Origin of the sequence: Bengtsoniella intestinalis (assembly GCF_039719005.1) — a bacterium.
Taxonomy (GTDB): domain Bacteria; phylum Bacillota; class Clostridia; order Oscillospirales; family Oscillospiraceae; genus Oscillibacter; species Oscillibacter intestinalis.
In genome coordinates, this window is sequence record NZ_CP133584.1 from 560991 (window position 1) to 577386 (window position 16396).

Here is a 16396-nt window from a genome sequence, read left to right on the forward strand (position 1 = left end):
AATGTAGGTCTTGTATGGCGCAGAGTCCCACACAGAGCCGCCGTTGCCAGCCCAGTCTGTGATGTAGCCAGAGAAATAGAACCCCGGTAGATAGACATCCGTATCCTCTGGGAAATACACATATAGATACATGGTGTCCGTTGTAATGGGCAAGGAGAACTTGGTGGTGGCTGTGTTCTTAGAATAGGTGGTGCTTTGTGTGCCATCGCTCATGATGGTGTTGGCATCTGGTGCCGTTGCACTGTCTGACCAGTAGTAGTAAAATGGCACAGCGCTGGGGCTGATGTAACTGCTAGGGGCATACAACCCTAAGGTGAAAGTTTTCCCAACGGCGGTGGAGCCTTGCTCATCTGAAAGATATTCGCCTATTGTACCTCTGTATAAAGTCTGGTCATCGGTAAAATCAAATTGATAGCTGACAATGCCATCTTCGTCAACATCGCCGTCTATTTCAGTGACATCCACAGAGGGGGCTGTGCCGTCCAGATAAATCTGTTGGGCTGGGGTGAAATCTGCCCACGACACGGTGGTCTCATCCCCATCGTCTTCGCTGATACTGGTGGCGATGTCGCCCAAATTCAGCACATTACCAGCCTTGTCTTTTACTTGGCCTGTTATTTGATACACACGAATGGGCCCCTCTTCTATGGAGTAGGTTTCATAAGGTATGTAGAACATAAAGCCGTTTGCCGCTGAATCCGCTTCATTCAAGTTGTTTGTGGAGGTAATGGTATCGGCGCTACTTTGATAACCTGTGGCGTTTTGCAATGTATACCAAGTGCTGTAGCCGTCCCAAATTTGTTCGGTGTTCTTTTCAAAGAAGTTAAAGTATATTTTAACTTCGCTTACAATTTCAATATCTTCATGGAACTGGACAGACAGGGCAAAATAATCGCCGTAGCCTGCATACATGGCGCTCAAGTCGATGTCTGTATCCCAGTCGGTTTTGTCCCCAGCGCTGGTGCTGTCGGCGGTAATCATGTTACCAGCCATGGAAATGCCAGTGACAGATGGTGGGGTTCTGTCGTAGATGACCTCATAGGCCACCAAAGATTGACCGCTCAGGTCGAAACTGTTGCCAGCGTAGTCGGTGTAGGGTGACCAAATATCAAAATAGGTTCCATCTCCCCAATAATAGTCCGCAATGGGCGCTGATGCCATATAGTATAGGGCATTTTCCGTGTCGGTGAAATAAAGGGCAGACCCTTCCAAACGGTTGTTCAAAATGCCCCAAAGGTCAAAGCCATAAGCCTCAATTGGGTAATACGTTGTTCCGTAACCGTTATCGTATTCCCATTCGGCAACAGTGATTTTCATAATGGAGAATTCACCCAATTTGTTGATGTCATCAGGCAGTTTAAAGCGCATATATTTGCCGTCGATTTCATCTAGGGTCACGTCAAAGGTGCCAGTGGCCACCCCAGCGCCCACGTCCCCATATTCCACGGTGAGGGTCAATTCTGGTGTAGGCAAACTATTGTCACCTTTGCCATCATTATAGCTATCTACATCATAAGAGTTATCATAATCAGGGTCCATATACGTGTTAACAGGACGCAAAGCCTCATTCATTTCGAGAGTGAGGCGCAAATCTTCTTCATAGATATTGGTGATAACATCCTCGATATAGGCATCGACAATTTTAGGCGCTGTATTATCAAGTAGCACCACATAGGGATTGGCAATGCTACCGTTGACCACAATGCGGGCATCGGCATCAAAGGCCACTGTCATCTCACGGTCGCCAATACCAGAAATGGTTTGCCCATTGTAGGTGATGGAGGAGTCCGAAGTTTCAAAAAAGGCGCCGATATTCACAAAGAGCTGGCTTTCATCCAAATCGTCCAACCAATAGGCCACCTGTGGCGTTGAGCGGATGGTGTCAAAGGCGAAAACCGCATTGCTACATTCGCGATAGGTGGAATCAGGGCTAAGGGCATCTAGCACGTTGGTGCCAGCGTATTGCAGGTAATATCGGCTATACTGGCCACTTTCATAATAAAACATGGAGCCAATAGAGCCACTGACCCACTCAGCTGCTGCGTAATAATAATATTGGGTATCGGGCACCTGCTCGCCAGTGAGTACCCTAATACTGTTGGCGCCTCTGACATAGTTCTCCATGATACTGGCAATCTCCGCGTTATACACAGGAGCGCCATAGCCGTCGGGAACACCATTCATAGGGGATTCACTGGTCAGGTCAGATGTGGAGTAATCCTCAGGCATGGTGAGGAGCGCTCCAGCCGTAATGGTGAAGGCAGGGATCATGCCAAGGATCATCACCGCTGACATGGCTAAGCTGAGTAATCTCTTTTTCATTCTGTTTCCTCCAATTTCTTTTACGTTTTGCGTTTGTGCGCCATGAAAAATCAGGACGCAATATCTCACCATTCATCATACGCCCATTGTAGGAAATTTTCCACCACGGAAAATAACATGAAAAATGTCAAAATTCGCACTTGACAGTTTGACATTTTTATGTATATGCCATATAATGAAAGCATATCAATCTAGGAGGTGTACCTTTGGAGACATTACGCATTGCCATCTGCGAAGATGACCCCCAAGACCTACAGCATCTGCTGGACATTTTAGACCAGAGCCAATACCCCATGGTCGTGTCCACCTTCACCAGTGGGCGGGTATTTTGGGCGCAGTTTCACCCCAATCAATACGACCTTTTATTGATGGACATTTTCACCGACGACATCACTGGCATTGACGTCGTCACCAAGGTGCGCACCACCGACCCCGACGTGCCAGTGGCGTTCACCTCCTCTAGTCAGGCGTTCACACGGGAAAGTTACCGCCTAGATGCCTTGAAATACATTGAAAAACCTGCCTCAGCCAAAGCCATTATAGAAATGTTGCAATTGACTCAGCTAAAGCAACAAACGGTGGAACAGTTGGTGTTGCGCACCGCCACAGGGGCAATGACATACCCTACCTCGCAAATTATCTACCTTGAGCAAACAGGTCGAAAATTAACGCTTCACTTCTCTAGTGGGGAGCAAGTCACCGTGACCAAAAAGTTAGACGAAATTGCAGACCAACTCGCTGGCAAACACTTTCTCCGCTGTCACAAAAGCTATTTGGTGAATCTGGCCTTTGTCTGTGGCATCGACTGCACCCTCTCCACCTTCTCCACCACCCAAGGGGATACAGTACACATTCGCAGAGAAAGTTTTTGGCAGGCAAAAAAGGCCTTCGAAACCTATCTCTTCACCAAGGGACAAGCGGTGACCCATGCGTAAATTAAAACTACTACGCACGCTGGTGATTGGGGTGGCACTGTTGCCCCTATTATATCTATTTATAGAGGCATCGCAATTTGGTTTTTATGGCACTTGGCGTGAGATTCAGCCCCAATTTTTAAACAGCCTCACCCTAGAAATGGACGGCACTGCCACAGATATCGCCTTGCCTTATGTGTTGCAAGACGGCACCCCGGGGCAAACGGTGGTGTTGTCCTCCACCCTGACAGACATGGGAGCTGCGCGGATTTATTTTAAAAGCGTCTTTGCCCCAGTGCAGGTCTACGCCAATGACACCTTGATTTATGCCTATGGCCAGTTTGGCACCTACCCCGATTATTTAGATGACCCACCCACCATCTCGGCTACGGTGGAGTTACCCAACGAAGAGGTCATCGACCTGCGACTGGAGTACACCTATCCCACCACCCGAGATGATTTGATTTTAGACTCCATTTTGGTGGGCACCTATCCTGCTATTTTTAGCTATTTATTCGGCCAACCAGATAGCCAACCGTTTTTATATTTAATCTGCTTGGTATTGGGACTGTTTTTCATTTGCATCGGCTTTCTCATTCGGATTATAGAGCGCCAAGGCACCTTTTTTGTATGGCTAGGGCTGATTACCCTGAGCTGTAGCTTGTGGGGCTTAGGGGAATATGACCCCACAGTACTGTTCATCCACAATGCAGGCATGGTATCGCTGATTACCTTTGTCAGTGTGTATTATCTGCCTGCGTTGATCCACTGTTTTTTCCGCTCCACAGTGCAATACCACAACCCACGGCCGATGACGGTGTGTATCTTTGTCTGTTTTCTGGCGGCCACCACGGCCACGGTGCTACAAGCCACATCGTTGTTATCCTATTACAACGCCCTGACCTATTTCCGTTGGTTCGCACCAGCTAGCTTTTGCTTTGGCATTGTATACACGGTTCACGAATGGCGCGTGTATGGCAACCGTCTGGCAAAGTGGTTTTTATTTCCATGGTGTATCGTCATCGTCACCACCGCGGCCGAAGGCATTCGCCTGATGGGTAGCGACATTTACACCTACGGTCGCCTTGTGCAATTTTCATTGATGCTGTTCATTTTCCTCAACACCCTCATTGGCGCCAATTTAATCCAGAAGGCCTTTGCCTTACGAGAGCAAAATCGTCGCATGGAGCAAAACTACAAAATCATGGCGGTACAAGTGGCAGAACAAGAGCACTACCACCACCTACTGATGGAAACCCGACAAACCTTAACCCAACAGCGCCACGACCTCCATCACCAACTGACCGTCATCGAAGCACTGGTGCAAGAGGGCAATTTGGACAAACTCCACGCCTATGTAAACAATAACATCTCTGCTGTACCAGAGGTATTTGAAACTTATTGCGCCAACATAGCCGTCAATGCCATGGTGTCCCACTATGCGTCTCAGGCAAAAACCAATGGCATTGATGTGACCATCGATTTGGTGGTGCCAGCGTCCACCCCACGAATCAGCGCCAACAATTTATGTGTTATTTTTGGCAATATTTTAGAAAATGCGACAGAAGCCTGTGCGCGCATGGACGGTGGCGCACCATTTATCTCCTTAACCAGCCATGTTCACAATGGCCTACTGGTTATCCTGCAAAAAAATAGTTTTGACGGGGCTATCCATCAAAAAAATGGCGTTTTCTATTCTTCCAAGCGAGACGAAGCAGGCATCGGCCTCTCCTCTGTGGCGTCTATTGCCCATAAACACAACGGTAGCGCCACGTTTACAGCACAAGACCAAGTGTTTCAATCCGCTATCTATGTGTGTATTTAACAGCTTAAAAAACCAATATAAAAAGAGGTGGAACCATCGGTTCCACCTCTTTTTCATGGGCAACGCCCTATATTCACCCTAAACACACACTGCTTAGATTACACAACCGTCAATTTCATTCGCTTCATCATTTTAGCGAAATATTTGGGACAGACTTCATCTGGCACCACTACTGCAACTTGGCGACCCAACAGCGCAAACAATGCCAACAAAGATTTCGCATCAATCATAATGCTTTCACAATGGACAAAGGTATCATAGTCTTCGTTGCTCGCCACTCTATTCAATCGTTGAATTTCTTCGATGGTGTTGAGCTTTACAGTTTGAATCATTTTGTAGTTCTCTTTCTTAATTTAGTATACCATCATTATCCTATAAATTCAAAATGATTTCAATGCCATAACAAAACAGATTGCACCATAAATTCCGATTATTTTTGTGCAATACAACAAAATTTATGTCAAATTTATGTCTATTTGTACAAAGTTACCAATCATCCCAGCTGGCGTATCACGGTTGGAATTGCTTCAATCGTTAAGCTTGGAATGGCGGTATACTGGGTGTTTGCAACCACGTCACCAGCGCCACCGTGAATATACACAGCTAAGTTGGCGGCGTCCATGGCGTAACCGTTGATGGCGGCAATGGTGGGTTTGGCACATGGCTTCGCCATACCCCCAGCATTCGCAGGGGTGCCCGACGGGCGTGCAAAAAGCCGTCACGCATGGTCACCGCCCCTCTGGGCTACGCCCAGCCCCACGTTGCGGGGGTGACCATATTGTATAGTATATTCTAATTTATCCTGTTCTTATTGTGCAATTTTAACAACGCGCCCTCCAAAGCGCCACAGCCCTCCCCGTTTAAAATCTGTTAATTCCATTGACAAGGGTTTTTCCAATGGCTTATACTATATAAAAACGATTTCCCGTTGCCAACGAAGGAGGCTGTATCTATGGAAGAAACCCTAGCGCTGATGAAAACCCATGGCCAAGCGTTGTTACAAGGTGATCCCGCCCTTGTTTTTCAGCGCTTTGCAGCCATTTTAGATAGCATTCATGACGGGGTGTATATCACCGACGGCAATGCCGTCACCCTGTTTGCCAACAAGACCTACTGTGATATTTCAGGTTTAAACCGCTCTGATGTATTGGGGCTTTCTATGCAGGAAATGATTGAGCGTGGCCTCATTGACCGCTCTGGGTCTTTATTGGCCATCAAGCACAGCAAAGAAGTGACCCTCACCCAAGTTTTTAGCACAGGCAAACGGGCTAAAATCACCAGCTATCCCTATTGCGAATCTGACAATGTCATCTCCATGATCATCACAGTCGTACAAGATATTACGGATTTATACAACTTAGAAGTAAAATATCAGCACAGTCAAGAAAGCCGTCGCACAGAGATACAATTTAGAAACCGTCACGATTTCTCTGGTCAACGCATCATCGCCTATGACCATAATTCCCTTGCCACACTGGGTCGTGTAGAACGGGTGGCCTCCTTGGACACCACTGTTTTATTGGTGGGGGAAACTGGCGTAGGTAAAGAACAGTTTGCACGCTACATCGTGGAAAATTCCCCTCGCGCCGACCAACCTTTTATCACCATCAACTGCGGTGCCATCTCCCCTTCACTGATTGAAAGCGAGCTCTTCGGCTATGGCCGTGGTGCCTTCACCGGTGCCAATCGTGAGGGTAAAATGGGTGTGTTTGAAAGCGCCAACCATGGTACCCTCTTTTTAGATGAAATCGGCGAGCTCCCCTTAAATATGCAGGTACATCTGTTGCGCGTTTTGCAGGAGATGAAAGTGCGACGCATTGCCACCAACAAAGATGTGGATGTGGATGTGCGCATCATCGCCGCCACCAATCGCAATTTAATGGAAATGGTGCAGGAAAAAACCTTCCGCAAGGACTTGTATTATCGGCTCACCGTGGTGCCTATTTCCATCCCGCCTCTACGGGAGCGCACAGGTGATATCGCGCCCCTTCTAGACTTTTTTCTGGCAGATGTCAATAAAAAATATCGCATGGAGAAAACCGTTTCTAAGGATGCCTTGACCTTACTTCATCAATACAGTTGGCCCGGTAATATCCGTGAATTGAAAAACGTGGTGGAACAGGCCGTCATTTTAAGCACAGGAGACCTCATCACCCCACAAGACATCCCCATCTTGTATCAGCGCCAAATCAAGCCCACCTTTCAAGAGGGAATGTGCCTAAAAGAAGCTGTGGCTCAGTTTGAATATGAATATATCTGCGCCGCCTATGAAAAGCACGGCAATGTCCGTGCCGCTGCTGCCAGTTTACAGATGGATAGCGCCACTTTTGTACGCAAACGGAAGAAATATGCAGATTTGTTGCAAAAATGAAACACTGTTGCATTTTTGCAACAGCATAAAACCCCTACAATCCTGTATTTTCCTCCACAACCACTTCATTCGCCCTTCCTTTTGTTTCATTTTTGCAACAAAAGGAAGGGTTCTTTTTATTTTACGTCTTTTTTTGCCTTCCCTTTTCCCTTAGTGAGCCCTATGTTTTTCTAATATTCACAAATTTATCTAGCAACCATTGGCACATCCTCCATATTTTCAGGCCATTACTTCACAACAGGACAAGTTGGCACAAAAATTGCTTACTATATCAAGCGAATGCGACCCAACACTCGCAGGAGATTTCTCCTGCCCATTTAGAAAGGAACTATGATTATGGCTCTAATGACTGGCGAACAATACATTGAATCTATCCGCAAACTGAATATGCAGGTGTATATGTTCGGTAAAAAAATCGAATGTCCTGTGGATGACCCCATCCTGCGTCCCTCTTTGAACAGCGTACGTATGACCTACGATCTGGCTCAAGAAGCTGAATACGAAGATTTGATGACCGTGGTCAGCCCCTACACTGGCAAGCGTGTCAACCGCTTTACCCACATCCATCAATCCACCACTGACCTGCGTAACAAAGTGAAAATGCAACGTCTGCTGGGTCAAAAGACCGCTGCTTGCTTCCAACGCTGCGTGGGCATGGACGCCTTCAACTCCGTGTTCTCCACCACCTTTGAAACCGACAAGGCTCACGGCACCAACTATCATGACAACTTCAAGAAGTTCATGATGTATTGCCAAGAAGAAGATTTGACCGTTGACGGCGCTATGACCGACCCCAAGGGCGACCGTTCTAAGGCTCCTCACGCGCAAGAAGACCCCGATTTGTTCCTGCGTGTTGTGGAACGTCGTGAAGACGGCATCGTGGTGCGTGGCTGTAAGGCTCACCAAACTGGCGCCTTGAACTCCCACGAAATCATCATCATGCCCACCATTTCCATGACTCCTGCTGATAAAGATTACGCTGTTTCCTTCGCTGTCCCCATGGACACCAAGGGCATTTACATGATCATCGGCCGTCAATCCTGCGACACCCGTAAGCTGGAAAACACCGAAATGGACGTCGGTAACGCCGAATTCGGTGGCGTGGAAGCTCTGACCATTTTTGACGACGTGTTTGTTCCCAACGACCGTATCTTCTTGAACGGCGAAACTGAATTCGCTGGCATGATGGTCGAACGCTTCGCTGGTTATCACCGTCAAAGCTACGGCGGCTGTAAAGTCGGCGTGGGCGACGTGCTCATCGGTGCTGCTGCTGTTGCCGCTGACTTCAACGGCGCTGCCAAGGCAAGCCATGTCAAAGACAAGCTGATCGAAATGACCCACTTGAACGAAACCCTGTATTGCTGTGGTATCGCCTGCTCTGCAGAAGGCCACCAAACCGAAAGCGGCAACTATCTCATCGACCTGCTGCTGGCCAACGTTTGTAAGCAAAACATCACCCGTTTCCCCTATGAAATCGTCCGTCTGGCAGAAGACATTGCTGGTGGCCTGATGGTAACCGCTCCTTCTGAAGCTGACTTCCGTGATCCCACTCTGGGTCCTGTCATCGACAAGTATCTGCGTGGTGTCAACGCTGTGTCCACCGAAAACCGTCTGCGCATCCTGCGCCTGATCGAAAACTTGGCTCTGGGTACCGCTGCTGTTGGCTATCGTACCGAATCTATGCACGGCGCTGGTTCTCCCCAAGCCCAACGCATCATGATCGCTCGCCAAGGCAATCTGGCTCACAAGAAAGAATTGGCCAAGACCATTGCCCACATCACCGAATAATTTACAATCAAGAGGAACCCTATGTACAACGAAATTGAAACCGTTTTAAACGAAGTTGTTCGCCCCCAGCTATTGTTGCATGGTGGCGGCATCCGCACCATAGATATCCAAGACGGGGTTTACCGCTTTGAACTGATGGGTGCGTGTTCTGGGTGCCCTTCTGCCAACTTGACCACCGAGAGCTTGGTGAAAGAAAGCTTGATGGCTGCCATCCCCACGTTGAAAGATGTGGTGTTGGTAGACGCCGTCAGCGATGATTTATTGGCGCAAGCCAAAGCCATGCTCTCCCGTAACCGTGACGCATGACAATAGGGATTAAATATTGCGGTGGGTGTAACCCACGCTATAACCGCAAACAAGCGGTGGAGACTTTGGTGGAGGCATTCCCCCACTGGACAGTCTCCACCGCTTATCCCAACGTATGCTACGACGTGTTGGTGGTGGTGTGTGGATGTAGTGCCACTTGTGCCACGATTTCCGACTTACAGGCCACCCAAACCTTCATACTGGCAACGCAAGCCGATGTCGATGCTTGCATCCAACAATTAAAAAAGGAGACATAAACCATGGAATGGAAAGACTATTATGCCGCCCATACCACCGACGCTGAGAGTGCTGTGAAAAACATCAAATCTGGTGACCGTGTGGTGGTGGGTCACTGTGTGGGCGAACCCGGCTTCTTGCTGGACGCTATGGTTGCCAACGCAGAAAATTACACCGATGTGGAAATCGTCCACATGGTGGCCATGGGCAAGGCATCCTATTGCCTACCTGAAATGGCACCCCACTTCCGCCACAACGCTTTGTTTGTGGGTGGCCCCACCCGTGCAGCTGTGAAAGAAGGCCGTGGCGACTTTACTCCTTGCTTCTTCTCACAAGTGCCTTCTTTCTTTAGAACCACCATGCCTGTTGACGTGGCACTGGTGCAAGTGACCCCTCCCGATGAAAACGGTATGTGTTCTTTGGGTCTATCCTCTGACTATACCATGGCCGCCATCGAAACGGCCAAAACCGTCATCGCACAAGTCAACGAACGCCTGCCCTTCACCCAAGGCGATGTGTTGGTCAAGGTCACCGATATCGACGTCTTTGTCCCTCACACCGAAGAAATCAAAGAATTGGCACCTCCCAAAATCGGCCCCGTGGAAGAAGCCATCGGCAAGCACGTGGCTTCCTTGGTCAACGATGAGGACACCCTGCAACTGGGTATCGGCGCCATTCCTGACGCTGTGTTGCTGTTCTTAAAGGACAAAAAAGATTTGGGCATCCACTCTGAAATGTTCTCTGACGGCGTGCTGGAGCTGGTAAAAGCAGGCGTTGTGACCAATGCCAAAAAGAACATCCACCCCGGTAAATTCGTGGTGACCTTCTTGATGGGCACTCGCAATTTGTACGATTTCGTGGACAACAACCCCGATGTGTACATGGCACCTGTCGACTATGTCAACGATCCCTTTGTTATTGCACAAAATGACAATCTGGTGGCCATCAATTCCTGCGTAGAAGTGGATTTGATGGGTCAAGTGGCCTCTGAAACCATTGGTTACACCCAAATTTCTGGTACTGGCGGTCAAGTGGACTTCATCCGTGGCGCCAGCCGCAGTAAGGGTGGTCGCGCCATCGTGGCCATGCCTTCCACCGTTAAGGGCAAATCTTCCAAGATTGTGCCTTTGCTGGCTGAAGGTGCCGCTGTCACCACTGGTCGTTGCGACGTAGACTATGTGGTCACCGAATACGGTGTTGCCGCTCTGCGTGGTCGCACCCTCCGCGACCGTGCCCGTGCTTTGATTGAAATTGCACACCCCGACTTCCGCGACGAATTGAAAGCGGTCTTTGAAGAACGCTTCCACACAGCTTATTAATTTGCACTAAAAAAAACAGTCATGTACCGACCCCCAAAAGTTAGACCTAAAAATCTAACGATTGGGGGTCGGTATTTTCATGGCAAAATACAGTTTTGAATTTAAGAAGCAAGTAATCATGGCATACGAAAACCAGGAAGGCGGATATGAATCTTTAGCGAAGAAATATGGTATACCATCACTAACCACAGTAAAAACCTGGCACAAGTCATACAAAGAGTTTGGTGATGATGGACTGGTTCGCTCCAGAGAAAACAAAAGCTATCCTTTCGATTTTAAGCTTTCTGTGGTAGAATTATATCTAACAACAGAAATATCGTATCAGGAACTGGCTTTGAAGATGGGCATCAATAATCCATCTCTAATTACCCGTTGGGTGAATGACTTCCGCATAGTGGGTCCTGATGCGCTTCGAGAAAAGAGCAAAGGACGGCGACCAAAGATGGCTAAACCTGAGAAAATAGATAATGGCGATGAAACAGCTAAATACATCAAGCAGCTTGAAGAAGAATTGTTGCACGCAAGAATTGAGAATGCCTATTTAAAAGAATTGAGGAGGTTGCGCTTGGAAGAAGAAGCACAGAACAAAGAGCAAGAATTATCTGCGACCTCCGGCGATTGTTCCAATTAAAAGATATTCTTGCTGTTTTAAAGTTCCCAAAAGCAACCTATATGTATTGGCAGAAGCGATTTGACAAGGAAAATCCAGACAAAGAAATTGAAGAAAAAATCCTTGAAATTCGCGATGAACACAAGGATTTTGGCTATCGTAGAATTTTGGGTGAGCTCAGAAAAGCAGGCTGGCATGTCAACAAAAAGAAAGTCCAACGGCTGGTGCAAAAGCTTGGTTTGCAAGTGAAATCCTATACACGCAAGAGCCGAAAATACTCGTCTTACAAAGGGATTGTGGGCAGAATTTGCAAAAACTGGGTCAAAAGACGATTCAACACCAACATTGTGCATCAAAAAATCACAACAGATACCACTGAGTTTAAGTATTACACATTTGACGGCAACGGTAAATTGATAACGAAAAAGTTATATTTAGATCCATTCTTGGATATGTTCAACGGCGAAATTTTAAGCTATAGCATTACCAAAACACCATCGGCAGAAGGCATTATGGCTGCGTTAAATGAGGCCATCGAGGTCACCAGCGACTGCAAATTCAGAAGAACTTTTCACTCGGACAGAGGCTGGGCATACCAAATGAAACGCTATTCTAGGACGCTGAAAGAGAACCGCATCTTCCAAAGCATGTCTCGGAAAAGCAACTGTCTGGACAACTCTGTGATGGAAAATTTCTTTGATTATTACAATAACAAGCGTACAAAGCAAAAACTAGGCTACTTCAGTCCTGTAGAATACAGACTGAAGTATCTTGCTGCATAAAAATAACGTAGCAGCCGCAGCTGCTACGTTATCAAGTCTAACTTATTGGGGTCACTACAGAACTTAAGTTCTGACTGCTTTTTATTATTGCGGCGTTTTACAGTGTTGCCTGAAACCCCCACGGATGCGGTGGAGCTGGCTTCCCAATTGCTCTGCCAACCGCTCATAGGCGTAATCTCCAGTGCAGTGTCCCGTGTAATATTGGGTGGGTCTAGCTTTTAAATCTTTACCCAAATCATCGATGATGGCATCAGCACTGCTGTCGGTCAATTGAAACAGATGGAACCCACCCACCATCACATCAACGGGCCTGCCCACCATGGCTTCAGCCTTGTTTAAAATGTTGACAATGCCGCAATGGGCGCACCCAGCAATGAGGATGGTTTTCTCCCCTTCTTGAATCAGCAAATTATGCTCATGGGTGAAGCGGTCGGCACAAGTGCTGCCATCTGGCAACTGTTCTTTCAGCGATGCACTGGCCACGGTTGCCCCAGTCAAATCCTCCACATCACCAAACAAGGTCAACCCATCCCCCATAGACAGGGTGCCATCTACCATGACAAACCGCTGGTGATGGTTTTGAACTGCTGGGTCAATGCCGATATATCTGCCCCCTTGGTCTGGTTCCCCATGAAACCGTGGGGCAAACGCATTGTCTCTCAGGTATACCTTAGCATGGTCATTGCAGGATAAAAACCCACCCAACCCCCTGTGTGGTCATAATGTCCGTGGGATACAATGGCCATATCCACCGCTGACAAGTCGATACCCAACATCTTTGCATTGGTTAAAAAATCTTCGTTGGCACCCATGTCAAACAAAATCTTTTTCCCTGCCACCTCTAAATAGAGGGACAGTCCATGCCCAAAACCCAGCCCTTCTTCACACGCTGTGTTTTCAAACAGTGTCACCAAGTTCAACTGCAACACCTCCCCTTTCTTTCTCCTTTAGTATACGCCTTTACAGAGCTGTTGCCAAGTAAAAATTTCCTTTTTATTGTGATTGCTTTGTGACACAATATAAACACAAAAACCCACGAATATTCCCTTGCTTTTTCCGTCTTATACAGTGAAAGGAGGCGATTCCCCTTGGAAGATTTTGAAATTATCAACCGCTATCACAGCCGTGATTCCATCGCCATTTCCCAAACGGCCAGCAAATATGGCACCCTGCTCTACGCCATTGCCCACGGGGTGCTCCACAGCCATGAGGACAGCGAAGAAACGGTGAACGACACCTATTGTCACGCTTGGGACGCCATGCCACCCCAACGCCCCACCTCACTGCGAGCCTTTTTGAGCCGCATCACACGGAATTTATCCATTGACCGTTACAGAAAAAGCCATGCCCAAAAACGAGAGGGCATTTTGGTGGAATTGTCAGAGTTTGAAAGCGATTTCACCACCACAGAAGATGCTGTAAACCTAAAAGACTTGACAGCTTCTATTGAGAAATTCTTGCGAAAGCAGTCAAAAGATGACCGTGTACTGTTTATGAAACGGTACTTTTTTGACCATTCTCTTTCCGATTTAGCCCAAGAGAGTGAGAGCAGTGTAAATCAAATCTCCTCAAGACTCTATCGCCTGCGACAAAAGCTAAAACAACAGCTAGAACAGGAGGGATATGTGCTATGAGCTATCAAATTTACGATGCCATCACCAACCTCAGCGACGACTTGGTGGACGAAGCCATCGCCACCACTTTGCGCCGCAAGATGCGCTGGTATCAATACACTGCCCTTGCGGCCTGCTTGGCGTTGGTTATCTCTGTGGGCAGTAAACTCCCCTTAAATACGGGTATGGACAGCAGTAGTTCTAGTAGCACCACAACCACAACCACCACCACTGAATCTGCGCCTACACTAGAATCAGAATCTATTGTGGAAGACACCGCCACCAGTATTGTCTACACCTCTGCCCAACAGGAAACCTTGACCATGACAGTGGTTTCTTGGCAAGACGACGGCTTCTGTGGCACCGTGGTCACTGGAGACGAAAGCGGTCTATTCCCAGAAGGGGCAGAATTGACCATCATCGTTGAAGGAGAAGAACCCTATCCAGACGGCACCACCGTCACCGTTTCCTTCTATTCCTACGAAGAATACCAAGCAGACAACGACTTTGACAACCGTGTTTATGCTGACAATGTGGAGGTTAATTAAAATATAGCGTAGGGCGGGGGCTTGCCCCCGCCGTTTTCCCACAACAATCAGGGGAGACGGCGGGGGCAAGCCCCCGCCCTACGGTTTTAGACAATAATTTGTGATGAAAATTTGATTTTTCTATTGACAAGCAACCGTATCATCCTTATAATACAGTCATCAACCGTACTACACCCATAGTACAGTTAGGAGGCATCCATGGTCAACTTTTCTGGGCTCACCTTAACGGAAGGCCCACCTATATACTTGCAAATCACCACCTATGTCAAGCGTGGCATGGTGGGCGGCACCATCTGTCATGGGGATGAACTCCCCTCACGACGGGTGCTATCCGTCCAATTGGGCGTGAACCCCAACACCATCCAAAAGGCGTACCGCTTACTGGAAGAGAACGGCCTCCTCACCTCTCACGCTGGGTCGAAAAGCTACATCCAAACCACGCCTCAAACCATCGCCACCCTCCGCCAAGAGCTGTTGGAGGCAGAATTATCTGCCATGGTATCCGCTGTGAAAGCCATGGGCACCACCAAAGAAGAAGCCCTCACCTTACTATCCAACCTATGGGAGGAAACCCTATGAACCGACGCTATTTCGCTGGCTTTCAGCTGGCATCACTCCATACCTTACCCGCCACCTTGGCCATCTGCCTTGCCGTGGCGGTACTGCAAGTGGGGTATACCTATTTTCAATTGCAAAACGGAGCAAGCTCCTTTTATGCTATGACTGGCAACTGGATGGATAGCATCTTCCGCACTGGCTTATTATTGGTGGGTGCGATTACTTTGACCCCTGTGCGTGGGAAATCCAGCTTTGGCTATTTCCTCCGTCGACTGCGCCTGCCCTCTTCTCACTTAGGTTTTCTCTGGGCAACCAATGCCCTGTGCTGTTTGGTGCTATTTTGGGGCAGTCAAATTCTTGTGCTCTGGGGCTGTAGCGCCCTGACCCAATCTATGCTCCCCCAGAGACTTGGAGCCACCAAACCTTTTTAATGGACTGTTATCGCAGTAATTTTCTCCACGCTGTGTTGCCCATGAATGATGCTCTAGTCTGGGCACGGAACCTCCTGTCTCTAGCCGCCATCGCCTTGACCAGTGGCTTCACCGTGGTCACCGCTTGGCAAGGAGGACAGGGGAAGTTCGCCTGCTTCACCATCATCATCACAGGCGCCAGCTTCTTAGTCACTGGCTCGGCTCTGGATATATTCATGATTGGGATGTATGCCGTCATTTGCTTTGGTGCCACCGTGGGCATTATCAATGCAGAGGAGGACGCACAATGAAGCTAGAACACTACGTCCCTGTGGGGCGAGATTACCTAAAAGATTTAAAATATTATTTTCTGATACTCCTGCTGGCCACGGGCACCACCATCTCCTTTTTCCCAACTATGCTGGAAGAAGTGGATTACATCATACAAGGGCGCTACAATGTGATGCCACCCTATGTGGAGATTTTAGGCACACGACTCTGGGTGTTCCCCATTTTGGCTCTGTTTTGCCTTGTGAATATCGCTTTTTATTATCAAATGCACATCGGCTCATCACGTAGCATTTATCTCATGCGCCGTCTGCCTGACCGCTGGTCACTACTCCGCCGCTGCGTGGTCTTACCCATGGCCACTGCCGCCCTGACCATGGTGGTGGCAGGACTGTTGCTACTATTGTACCATTCGGCCTACTATTCCATGACCCCAGAGGGCTATTACCAAGAGGGGCAATGGCGGATGTTGTGGGATGCGTGGACGGCGTGAGAGCGGACAGCC

General features: G+C 48.1%; 18 protein-coding genes. 14 read left to right on the forward strand and 4 right to left on the reverse strand.

Annotated elements, in window-relative coordinates:
* The first annotated feature begins 2528 nt into the window (after window positions 1–2528).
* Window positions 2529–3257 carry a LytR/AlgR family response regulator transcription factor gene (locus RFF05_RS02840; protein WP_409968921.1) on the forward strand — a complete coding sequence of 243 codons (729 nt, stop codon included), beginning with the start codon at window positions 2529–2531 and terminating at the stop codon, window positions 3255–3257.
* Window positions 3250–5061 carry a GHKL domain-containing protein gene (locus RFF05_RS02845; RefSeq protein ID WP_409968922.1) on the forward strand — a complete coding sequence of 604 codons (1812 nt, stop codon included), beginning with the start codon at window positions 3250–3252 and terminating at the stop codon, window positions 5059–5061. Before RFF05_RS02840 ends, RFF05_RS02845 begins: the two co-directional genes overlap by 8 nt.
* Window positions 5062–5159: 98 nt before the next feature.
* Here RFF05_RS02845 and RFF05_RS02850 read toward each other — a convergent pair whose 3' ends face one another.
* Entirely contained in the window at window positions 5160–5393 is a 234-nt protein-coding gene (locus tag RFF05_RS02850) for a hypothetical protein (RefSeq protein ID WP_409968923.1), read from the reverse strand.
* Window positions 5394–5554: 161 nt separating this feature from the next.
* Entirely contained in the window at window positions 5555–5734 is a 180-nt protein-coding gene (locus RFF05_RS02855; RefSeq protein ID WP_409968924.1) for a hypothetical protein, read from the reverse strand.
* Window positions 5735–6013: 279 nt separating this feature from the next.
* Between RFF05_RS02855 and RFF05_RS02860 the strand changes: the two genes are divergently transcribed.
* From RFF05_RS02860 to RFF05_RS02885, 6 genes are all read left to right on the forward strand, one after another.
* On the forward strand, window positions 6014–7432 hold the full coding sequence (locus RFF05_RS02860; protein ID WP_409968925.1) for a sigma-54 interaction domain-containing protein: 1419 nt from the start codon (window positions 6014–6016) through the stop codon (window positions 7430–7432).
* Window positions 7433–7768: 336 nt separating this feature from the next.
* Window positions 7769–9220 (forward strand): 4-hydroxyphenylacetate 3-hydroxylase family protein, encoded by a 1452-nt coding sequence (locus RFF05_RS02865; RefSeq protein ID WP_409968926.1) that lies wholly within the window; start codon window positions 7769–7771, stop codon window positions 9218–9220.
* A gap of 21 nt (window positions 9221–9241) precedes the next feature.
* Window positions 9242–9526: a NifU family protein gene (locus RFF05_RS02870; protein ID WP_409968927.1), complete on the forward strand. Its 285-nt coding sequence runs from the start codon at window positions 9242–9244 to the stop codon at window positions 9524–9526.
* On the forward strand, window positions 9523–9783 hold the full coding sequence (locus RFF05_RS02875; RefSeq protein WP_409968928.1) for a hypothetical protein: 261 nt from the start codon (window positions 9523–9525) through the stop codon (window positions 9781–9783). Before RFF05_RS02870 ends, RFF05_RS02875 begins: the two co-directional genes overlap by 4 nt.
* A gap of 3 nt (window positions 9784–9786) precedes the next feature.
* Entirely contained in the window at window positions 9787–11082 is a 1296-nt protein-coding gene (locus RFF05_RS02880) for an acetyl-CoA hydrolase/transferase family protein (protein WP_409968929.1), read from the forward strand.
* A gap of 79 nt (window positions 11083–11161) precedes the next feature.
* Window positions 11162–12474, forward strand: a protein-coding gene (locus RFF05_RS02885; protein WP_409968930.1) for an IS3 family transposase whose coding sequence is annotated in 2 segments (ribosomal slippage) — window positions 11162–11702 and window positions 11702–12474 — 1314 coding nt in all. Because the reading frame shifts where the segments join, the coding sequence is not laid out codon by codon here.
* A gap of 84 nt (window positions 12475–12558) precedes the next feature.
* Here RFF05_RS02885 and RFF05_RS02890 read toward each other — a convergent pair.
* Together RFF05_RS02890 and RFF05_RS02895 are read right to left on the reverse strand one after the other, a co-directional pair.
* Window positions 12559–13179 (reverse strand): hypothetical protein, encoded by a 621-nt coding sequence (locus tag RFF05_RS02890; protein WP_409968931.1) that lies wholly within the window; start codon window positions 13177–13179, stop codon window positions 12559–12561.
* Window positions 13134–13385 (reverse strand): MBL fold metallo-hydrolase, encoded by a 252-nt coding sequence (locus tag RFF05_RS02895; protein ID WP_409970065.1) that lies wholly within the window; start codon window positions 13383–13385, stop codon window positions 13134–13136. The genes RFF05_RS02890 and RFF05_RS02895 overlap by 46 nt, the downstream gene beginning before the upstream one ends.
* A 177-nt stretch (window positions 13386–13562) precedes the next feature.
* On the opposite strand from RFF05_RS02895, the gene RFF05_RS02900 reads away from it, so the two are divergent.
* The 6 genes from RFF05_RS02900 to RFF05_RS02925 all read left to right on the forward strand — a co-directional run bounded on the left by RFF05_RS02900 (window position 13563) and on the right by RFF05_RS02925 (window position 16384).
* A complete protein-coding gene (locus RFF05_RS02900; RefSeq protein ID WP_409968932.1) occupies window positions 13563–14108 on the forward strand; it encodes an RNA polymerase sigma factor in 546 nt (181 codons plus the stop codon).
* A complete protein-coding gene (locus RFF05_RS02905; protein ID WP_409968933.1) occupies window positions 14105–14635 on the forward strand; it encodes a hypothetical protein in 531 nt (176 codons plus the stop codon). Before RFF05_RS02900 ends, RFF05_RS02905 begins: the two co-directional genes overlap by 4 nt.
* 198 nt (window positions 14636–14833) lie before the next feature.
* Entirely contained in the window at window positions 14834–15214 is a 381-nt protein-coding gene (locus tag RFF05_RS02910; protein WP_409968934.1) for a GntR family transcriptional regulator, read from the forward strand.
* Window positions 15211–15624, forward strand: a complete 414-nt coding sequence (locus tag RFF05_RS02915; RefSeq protein ID WP_409968935.1) for a hypothetical protein — start codon at window positions 15211–15213, stop codon at window positions 15622–15624. Before RFF05_RS02910 ends, RFF05_RS02915 begins: the two co-directional genes overlap by 4 nt.
* Before the next feature lie 41 nt (window positions 15625–15665).
* Window positions 15666–15914 (forward strand): hypothetical protein, encoded by a 249-nt coding sequence (locus tag RFF05_RS02920; protein ID WP_409968936.1) that lies wholly within the window; start codon window positions 15666–15668, stop codon window positions 15912–15914.
* Window positions 15911–16384 (forward strand): hypothetical protein, encoded by a 474-nt coding sequence (locus RFF05_RS02925; protein ID WP_409968937.1) that lies wholly within the window; start codon window positions 15911–15913, stop codon window positions 16382–16384. Before RFF05_RS02920 ends, RFF05_RS02925 begins: the two co-directional genes overlap by 4 nt.
* Window positions 16385–16396 lie beyond the last annotated feature (12 nt).